Consider the following 8,317-nt stretch of genomic DNA (forward strand, 5'->3'; position numbering starts at 1 on the left):
GTGAGGCCGAGGGCCAGGCCCGCGGAGACGAGGCCCGTCGCAAGGGCGGGCAGCGCGAGCCACGGCCACCATGCGGCGACCGTGGCTCCACGCGTCGTAGTCATTCGCTCATTCTGGGGCACCGACCTGGTGCTGAGTCCGTTTTGTCGGGATCACGTTCAGAGCGCTGTCGGGTCGCGTGACGGCAACGAGAGCGACCACGATCATCCAGACCAGGAGAAGCAAGAACGGGACGGGCACGTAGGCCTCGGGCCGCAGGACCCCGGCCACACCCGCCACGGCTCCGAGGCCGCCCACGACAGTCGCCCACCAAGAAAGCCACCGGGGAAACTCCGTGGCGAGTAGCCCGATTCCCGCTGCCAGGAACGCGAGCGACATCAGGAAGCCCGAGACGACGAACGACTGGTCGTTCATCGAGATCAGTGCTTCGGCCGTGACTGGATCGAGCTTGTCAGGCATGTCGTTCACGACCATCATCGGTGCCGCCGAACCGACCTTGACAGCGAGCATGGCGCAACCGGCGATCCCAGTAGTGACCGCGGCCACCGGCGCCCGCCCGAACAGAAATGCCACGAGCCAGGCCAAGAGGACTGCGAGCGCGGCGAAGCCGAGCAGTTCCAGGGTGTATGCGAAGTAGGCGATCGCGGGGAGCCCTTCCCGGGCATCGGCGAGGATCGACTCGCCGTCGGTGCCCGGGCCGGCATATAGCCCGTTGCCCACGAGGGGGCCCAGGCTGGCAAGGAGTGCTGAGATGACGAGGGTTCGGTTTCGTTTCATGCCCCGACTGTCGCGGTCGAGGGCGTCCCGGCGCATGGGCTTGCGGTCACGTCTTGCCGGGACCCCGGCGCTGGGCCGCGATCGAGGCTCTCCGAGAGGTGCAAATCGGTTTCCTGATCGTGGTGGCCTTGAGCGTCACCGATGTCAAGTGGCCACGCTGGCGACGACAACAAACCCTCCGCTGTAGGCACCGTTCTTGGACGGAACTCGCTCGCCCCAGCCCTTGCCCTGCCGTGCGTCATAATGCCGCGATTAGACGGAGCACATCCCTCGCGCAAGACCTCAGACTGCCTCTCACCCTGTGTCAGTGGAGGTGGCGAGAATGTTCTGAGCGGATGGTGTGTCACACCTTGCGAATGGCCTGCTATCCCATCAGACAGACCCGCCGTTCGTACTTACTCAGCGCTTGCAATCGTCGGCGCGGAGGGGGACGGGGGTACCCGTCACTCACGTGTTGTGACGGAACTCCACCACGTCGCCATCGGCCATGACGTAGTCCTTGCCCTCCATGCGCACCTTGCCGGCGGACTTCGCGGCGTTCATGGAACCGATCTCGACCAGGTCGTCGAAGGAGACGATCTCGGCCTTGATGAAGCCGCGCTCGAAATCGGTGTGGATCACGCCAGCGGCCTGGGGGGCGGTGGCACCCTTGGGGATCGTCCAGGCCCGCGACTCCTTGGGGCCGGCAGTCAGGTAGGTCTGCAGGCCGAGGGTGTCGAAGCCGACCCGCGCCAGCGCGTCGAGACCGGGCTCGGTGACACCCATGTCGGCGAGCATCTCCGCACGCATCTGCTCGGCCTCCTCGTCGTCGCCCAGCTCGACCAGCTCGGCCTCGCCCTTCGCGTCGAGGAAGATCGCTTCCGACGGCGCGACCAGGTCGCGCATCTGCTGCTTGAGCGACTCGTCGCCCAGCTCGTCGGCGTCGCAATTGAACACGTAGATGAACCGCTTGGACGTCATCAGGTGCAGCTCGCGCAGCAGGTCCAGGTCCAGATCGGCCTTCAGCACGCCAACGCCTGCCTCCAATGACTCCTTGGCCTTCTTGGCCTCCTCGAACAGCGGGACCAGCGACTTGTCCTTGCGTGAGTCCTTGTCCAGCCGGGGCAGCGCGTTGTCGATCGTCTGCAGATCGGCGAGGGCCAGCTCGATCGAGATGGTCTCGATGTCGTTGGCCGGGTTCACGTCGCCATCGACGTGGGTCACGTCCTCGTCGCGGAACACTCGGGTGACCTGACAGATGGCGTCGGACTCGCGGATGTGAGACAGGAACTTGTTGCCCATGCCCTCGCCCTCGGACGCGCCGCGGACGATGCCAGCGATGTCGACGAACTGCACCGTCGCGGGCAGCTGCTTCTCCGAGGAGAAGATTTTGGCCAGCTGGGCGAGCCGCGCGTCAGGGACGCCAACGACCCCGATGTTGGGTTCGATCGTCGCGAACGGATAGTTCGCCGCGAGGACGTCGTTCTTGGTCAGGGCGTTGAAGAGGGTCGACTTGCCCGCATTGGGGAGTCCGACGATGCCGATGCTGAGAGCCACGAGCGACGATCCTACGTGTTCAGGGACGGGTGAGGCTAAACGCCCGCAGGTGACGGCCGTACCAGTCGTCGCGCAGGCCCAGGTCCGTCATGCCGAGCCGGGCGCAGACCGCCTGGGAGCGAACGTTGGCCGGGTCAGTCACGGCCAGCAGCCGCGGCACCTCGGCCTCCCATGCCCGAGCGACGAGGGCGGAGCCAGCGTCCGTCGCGAGCCCGCGACCCCACACGTCAGGGTTCAGGTGCCAGCCGATCTCGAAGTCCTGCGGTTCGCCTCCCGAGCTCAACGGGATCGGCACCAGCAACGCCATGCCGACCACGCGCTCCTCGCCCGCGAGCACCATCGCGAACACCCCGCTGGCAGGGTGCGGCCCGGCCCGCAGCGGAAAGCTCTCGATTCGGGCCACCGCTTCATCACGATGCGCCATCGGCTCGCCGTTACCGCTCCACCTCGCGACCTCCGAAAGGCTGAAGATCGCGTACAGGTCGTCCGCGTCATCGGGGGTGAACGGGCGCAGCAGGAGTCGCTCGGTGCGAATCGAGTCCATGGGAGAACCCTGACAGACTCAGGTCATGACCGTCATCAAGATCAATGCCATCACCGTTCCCGCTGGCTCGGGTGACGAGCTCGCTCACCGATTTGCTGCCCGCGCCGGTGCCGTAGACGGTGCCGAGGGGTTCGAGGGCTTCGAGCTGCTCAAGCCCACCGACGACCGCGACCAGTGGCTCGTCATCACTCGCTGGGCCAGCGAGGAGGCTTTCCAGGCCTGGGTTGATTCGCCGTCGTTCGCCGAGGGTCATCGTTCCGCTGTCGAGCGCGCCGGCGGAGATGCCCCGAAACCGGTGTCGACTCACAGTGAAGTCTGGAACTACGAGATCGCGGGTGGCTCGCCCGGCTGAAGGGTCGAAAGTGTCGCACCCGGGCGACACGATGGGATCATGCCTGTCATTGCAGTGGGTGGGGTCACCGAGCGGCTAACGTCGTGAGCATGGAGCGCGCGGCGCTACGGCCCGGACATCAGCTGGCCTCCCACGACCTCACGGTCCGCGGGACGATCGCCGTTGGATGCGTCGCCATGGCCGTCGTCACCATTTTGGATCTGGTCAACGGCGAGCTCGGTTTCCCGTTCTCGCTCGGCTTCGTGCTCATCGTGGTGACCCTGCCGTTGGCCATCGATGTCCGAGAACTGTTCCCGGCCGGTGTCCTGCCCCCGCTGCTGCTGCTCGGCACCCTGCTGGTGGTGTGCATCGTCCGACCCGAGGCCATCTCGGTCGACGGACTGGCTGCCGATGCCGGGTTGTTCACCCGCTATCTCGCCTCCGTGATCGACCACGGACTGACCCTGGCGATCGGACACGCATTGGCCATCGCGGTCATCGTGTGGCGCATCCTCGCCGACGCCTGATGTCCACGTTCGTCGATCCGCTGGCCGAGCAGCACCTCAACCGGTGAGCTGATCGACGAAGCACCAACGCCAGGCCTCGCCCGGCTCGAACGAGCGCATCACGGGGTGTGCGGTCTCGTCGAAGTGCGCCGCGGCGTGTTGGCCCGGCGAGGAGTCGCAGCACCCGACGTGCCCGCAGGACATGCAGATCCGCAGGTGCACCCACTCGGTGCCGTCGCGAAGACACTCCTCGCAGCCGTCCGGCGTGATCGGATCGGGCACCGGCCGCCCGTCTCGCAGGTGCTCGCAGCCGCCCTGCGCCAACAGGGTCGGACGCAGATCGGTCTCCCGTTCGGAGGTCGTCTCGTCCTCGGCAGCGCGATCGAGGATCGACTCCTCGAGGTCGAGGGCGTTCATGATGCGGGTCAGCACCGTGTGATCGACACCCCCGGCGTCTCGGATGCGCAGCAGTTCCCGTCGCTCAGCCTTGAGCATCTCGGCACGGGTGCGCGTGTACTGCGCCGTCGGCGTCTCACTCCTGCCCAGCCGCTCCCACAAGCTGTTGGTGCGGTCGAGCGCTCGATCGCGCAGTCGTTGCCGAACGCTGTCGGAGACGGCACGGTCCTCGTGCTCGTCCAGGTATCTGATCCCCGCGTCGGTGACGGACTGGTAGACCCCCGCCTCCTGCAGATGGTCCTCGTGCCGGTCAGGACCAGGCACCTTCAAGGTGCGCACCAGCCACGGCAACGTCAGGCCCTGGAGCAAGAGGGTGCCGACCGTGACCACGAAGGCGATCAGCACCAGTACCTCTCGCTGCGGGGTGTCGCGAGGCAGCAGGAACACTGCCGCCAGCGTCACGACACCGCGCATCCCGGCCCACCCGATGATGACCACGACGCGCCACGACGGCGCCGGATCGACCCTTTGCACCGAGGGGATCAGCCGGGGCAGGTAGGTGGCCGGGAAGATCCAGATGAACCGCAGGACGATGACGCCGACCAGCGTGGCCGCACAGGTGGCGGCGATGAGCGGCACGGACAGCTCGCTGTCCCTCACGTCGATCAGGATCGAGCGGATCTGCATGCCGATCAGCAAGAAGACGGCGTTCTCGAGCACGAAGGAGATGGTGGACCAGTTGGTGCGCTCGAACAGCCGCGAGGTCCCCGACTGGATGAGCGGGGACTTGTGGCCAAGGATCAATCCAGCAACGACCACGGCGAGCACGCCAGACGGGTGCCCCTCCACTCCCGGGATGCGGATCTCCTCGGCTGGCAGGTAGGCCAACCACGGAGTCAGCAGGGAGACCGCGACGTCCGTGATGTCGTCCTCGATGTGCTTGCGCACCTGGCCGATCACGACGGCGACCAACAACCCAACCGCCACGCCGCCAACGGCCGACATCGCGAAGGACGCCCCCACCTCCCAGATCGAGACCGTGCCAGCGATGGCCGCGATAGCGGTGCGCAGCGTGACGATGGCGGTGGCGTCGTTGACCAGGCTCTCGCCTTCCAGGATCGTGACGACCCGCCGCGGGAGGCCGATACGTCGCGCGATCGCCGTGGCGGCCACAGCGTCGGGCGGCGCAACAACCGCACCCAGGGCGAGGCCGACGGCCAGCGGCACGCCGAGCATGGCCCACACCAGGAGACCGATGCCCGCCGTCGTGAAGATCACCAGCCCGATGCTCAGAAGCGCGATGGGTCTCTTGTTGCTGCTGAAGTCGATCAAGGACGTGCGGATGGCCGCGGAGTACAGCAACGGCGGCAAGAATCCGACCAGCACCAGCTCGGGGGTCAGCTCGATTTCAGGCAGGTAGGGCAGATAGGAGACCGCGATGCCCACGACGATCAGGACCAGGGGCGCTGACAAGCCGAAGCGGCCAGCCACGGCGCTGAAGGCGACCGCGATCACCGCGAGGATGAGGATGGTAAGCGCGATGTCCACGTCAGGTGGTGCCGGCGCGCTTCATGTCCCGGCGCAGCTCGGGCGGCAGCGCGAAGATGAGGCTCTCGTCGGCGGTGCGCACAGCATCGGCGTCGGGGTGGCCGTGGTCGCTGAGGTAGGCGAGCACGTCCTGCACCAGATTGTCGGGCACCGAAGCGCCCGAGGTGACGCCGATCTTCTCGACACCGTCGAGCCATGCGTCGTCGATCTCGGAGATGTCGTCGATGCGATACGACGCCTTGGCGCCAGCCTCCAGGGCGACCTCGACCAGCCGCACCGAGTTCGAGGAGTTGGCCGAGCCAACCACGATCACGAGGTCCGCGCCCTGCGCGATCTCCTTGACCGCGACTTGGCGGTTCTGGGTGGCGTAGCAGATGTCGTCGCTGGGTGGATCCTGCAGTTGCGGGAACTTCTCGCGCAGCCGGCGTACCGTCTCCATGGTCTCGTCGACGCTGAGCGTGGTCTGCGACAACCACGAGAGCTTCGCATCGGCCGGGAAGTCCAGACCGTCGACGTCGTCCGGGTGCTCGACCAAGGTGATGCTCTCGGGCGCCTCACCCGCAGTTCCCTCGACCTCCTCGTGACCAGCGTGGCCGATCAACAAGATGTGCTTGCCCTCGCTGGCGAAGCGCCGAGCCTCGTGGTGCACCTTGGTGACCAACGGGCAGGTGGCGTCGATGGTCTTGAGGTCACGCTCGGCGGCCTCGGTGTGCACCATCGGGGAGACGCCGTGGGCCGAGAACACGACGGTGGCGCCCATTGGCACCTCGTCCAGCTCTTCGACGAAGATGGCGCCCCGAGCAGCGAGATTGTTCACCACGTGCTTGTTGTGCACGATCTGCTTGCGCACGTAGACGGGAGCGCCATACAGGTCCAACGCCTTCTCGACAGTGATGACCGCGCGATCGACCCCGGCGCAGTAGCCACGGGGGTCGGCGAGCAGGACACTGCCGCCCACGGCGGGCATGCCAAGTGCGACCTCAGAAGACATGGCCCCATCGTAACGGGCGGTACGCCATTAGGCTGTCGGCATGGCTCTGCAGACGTCGGCGGACTCCCCCGCCCCGCTGCGGCAGATCTCCACCCTGCTCGGCAGCTGGATCGATCGACTCGGCGCCGTCTGGGTCGAGGCCGAGGTCGCCCAGCTGACCCGCCGCCCGGGAATCTGCTTCCTGACTCTGCGTGACCTGCGGGCCACCATCTTCATCGACGCCACCTGCCACCTGAGCATCCTGGATGCCTCGCCGGCCCCCATCACCGAAGGCGCTCGGGTGGTCGTGCAGGCCCGGCCGACCTTCTACGCGCCCCGCGGAGCACTGAGTCTGGAGCTGCGCGAGATCCGGTTGCAGGGCGAGGGTGAGCTGCTCGCCCAGCTCGAGCGCCGCCGACAGCTTCTGGCCGCCGAGGGCCTCTTCGCGCCGCACCACAAGCAGCCGTTGCCGTTGTTGCCGCACGGAATCGGGCTGATCACGGGACGCGGCTCGGCCGCTGAACGCGACGTGCTGGAGAACGCTCGCCGCCGCTGGCCCGACGTCCGTTTCGTCGTCCAGCATGCGCTGATGCAGGGAGAGGGTTCCGCGCGCGGCATCATGGCCGCGCTGGCCGAGCTTGACGCCGATCCCACCGTTGACGTCATCGTCATCGCGCGCGGCGGCGGATCGATGCAGGACCTGCTGCCGTTCTCCGACGAAGGCCTGATTCGCGCCGTGTTTGCGGCGCGCACGCCCGTGGTCAGCGCGATCGGTCATGAGCCGGACATCCCGATCCTTGACCTCGTCGCCGACCTCCGCGCGTCCACGCCCACCGATGCCGCCAAGCACCTCGTGCCTGCTGTCATCGAGGAGCTGACGGCGCTGGCGGACATGCGAGAACGGGGCCGACTGGCTGTGCTGGCCCTGATCGACCGCGAGCAACGAGGACTGGCCGCCGCCCGCTCCCGCCCTGTGCTGGCGACCCCTACGTCGATGGTCGACACCGCCGCGCGGTTGCTCAGCGATCAACGGGACCGCGCCCGCCGCTCGATCGTGAACCGGCTCGATCGGGCCGGCGACGAGATCGGTCATCACCTCGCTCGGGTCCGCGGGTTGTCGCCGCTCGCCACGTTGGAGCGAGGCTACGCCGTCGCGCAGCTGCCCGACGGAACCGTCGTCACCCGCACCGCCCAGCTGAACCCTGACGGCGAGCTGACTGTTCGCATCGTCGACGGCATCATCGCCGTCCGCACCCTCTCGATCGAGGAGACACCCCATGACTGACGCACCTGACCTGCCCTACGAGCAGGCGCGTGATGAACTCATCGCCGTCGTGCAGAAGCTGGAGACCGGCGGGAGCACCCTGGAGGAATCACTGGCCCTGTGGGAACGCGGCGAGGAGCTGGCCGCGCTCTGCCAGCGTTGGCTCGACGGCGCGCGCGCCAGGCTGGCCGCCGCCAGTGGCGAGACTCAGCCAGCCGGTGACAGCGACGCGATGTAGTCCTCCAGGACGTCCTGCGTCACGGTGCCGTTGACCAGCGTGGTCCGTTCGCCCTCGCGCATCACGTAGGCGATCTCGTCCCCGGGGCCGGCCCAGACCGACCACACCTCTCCCGCGACTTGCGCCGACCCGGCCTCCTGGCTGCCTTCGGCCCAGCGGTCGAGGGCGCGTTCGATCGACAAGGGGGTCTGCTCGAGCCCCACGTAC

General features: G+C 67.4%; 10 protein-coding genes. 4 read left to right on the forward strand and 6 right to left on the reverse strand.

Translation table 11 applies throughout. The features are described 5' to 3' along the window. Nucleotides 1–108: 108 nt before the first annotated feature. The 3 genes from WB508_RS11760 to WB508_RS11770 form a co-directional block, all read right to left on the reverse strand. Nucleotides 109–777, reverse strand: a complete 669-nt coding sequence (locus WB508_RS11760) for a hypothetical protein (RefSeq protein ID WP_423845069.1) — start codon at nt 775–777, stop codon at nt 109–111. Nucleotides 778–1,224: 447 nt separating this feature from the next. After that, nucleotides 1,225–2,313 (reverse strand): redox-regulated ATPase YchF, encoded by a 1,089-nt coding sequence (gene ychF / locus WB508_RS11765; protein ID WP_423845070.1) that lies wholly within the window; start codon nt 2,311–2,313, stop codon nt 1,225–1,227. A 19-nt stretch (nt 2,314–2,332) separates the two neighbouring features. Then, nucleotides 2,333–2,857 (reverse strand): GNAT family N-acetyltransferase, encoded by a 525-nt coding sequence (locus WB508_RS11770; RefSeq protein ID WP_423845071.1) that lies wholly within the window; start codon nt 2,855–2,857, stop codon nt 2,333–2,335. Nucleotides 2,858–2,882: 25 nt separating this feature from the next. Between WB508_RS11770 and WB508_RS11775 the strand changes: the two genes are divergently transcribed. Both WB508_RS11775 and WB508_RS11780 read left to right on the forward strand, forming a co-directional pair. Then, a complete protein-coding gene (locus WB508_RS11775) occupies nt 2,883–3,209 on the forward strand; it encodes an antibiotic biosynthesis monooxygenase family protein (RefSeq protein WP_423845072.1) in 327 nt (108 codons plus the stop codon). Nucleotides 3,210–3,298: 89 nt separating this feature from the next. Next, nucleotides 3,299–3,715, forward strand: coding sequence for a DUF6542 domain-containing protein (locus tag WB508_RS11780; protein WP_423845073.1), 417 nt, complete (start codon nt 3,299–3,301; stop codon nt 3,713–3,715). A 36-nt stretch (nt 3,716–3,751) separates the two neighbouring features. Here the strand turns inward: WB508_RS11780 and WB508_RS11785 are convergent, their stop codons facing one another. Both WB508_RS11785 and WB508_RS11790 read right to left on the reverse strand, forming a co-directional pair. After that, nucleotides 3,752–5,638, reverse strand: coding sequence for a Na+/H+ antiporter (locus WB508_RS11785; protein WP_423845074.1), 1,887 nt, complete (start codon nt 5,636–5,638; stop codon nt 3,752–3,754). Nucleotide 5,639: 1 nt separating this feature from the next. Beyond that, nucleotides 5,640–6,629 carry a 4-hydroxy-3-methylbut-2-enyl diphosphate reductase gene (locus WB508_RS11790; RefSeq protein WP_423845075.1) on the reverse strand — a complete coding sequence of 330 codons (990 nt, stop codon included), beginning with the start codon at nt 6,627–6,629 and terminating at the stop codon, nt 5,640–5,642. Nucleotides 6,630–6,669: 40 nt separating this feature from the next. Between WB508_RS11790 and xseA the strand changes: the two genes are divergently transcribed. Then, the gene (gene xseA, locus WB508_RS11795) at nt 6,670–7,893 is read left to right on the forward strand and encodes an exodeoxyribonuclease VII large subunit (RefSeq protein WP_423845076.1); all 1,224 of its coding nucleotides are present in this window, start codon (nt 6,670–6,672) and stop codon (nt 7,891–7,893) included. After that, nucleotides 7,886–8,110 carry an exodeoxyribonuclease VII small subunit gene (locus WB508_RS11800; protein WP_423845077.1) on the forward strand — a complete coding sequence of 75 codons (225 nt, stop codon included), beginning with the start codon at nt 7,886–7,888 and terminating at the stop codon, nt 8,108–8,110. Before xseA ends, WB508_RS11800 begins: the two co-directional genes overlap by 8 nt. Here the strand turns inward: WB508_RS11800 and WB508_RS11805 are convergent. Further along, nucleotides 8,080–8,317, reverse strand: a 238-nt coding sequence (locus WB508_RS11805; protein WP_423845078.1) for a DUF4245 family protein, incomplete at its 5' end; no start/stop codon positions are given. The genes WB508_RS11800 and WB508_RS11805 overlap by 31 nt on opposite strands.

Origin of the sequence: Aeromicrobium sp., from assembly GCF_049586495.1 — a bacterium.
Classification (GTDB): domain Bacteria; phylum Actinomycetota; class Actinomycetes; order Propionibacteriales; family Nocardioidaceae; genus Aeromicrobium.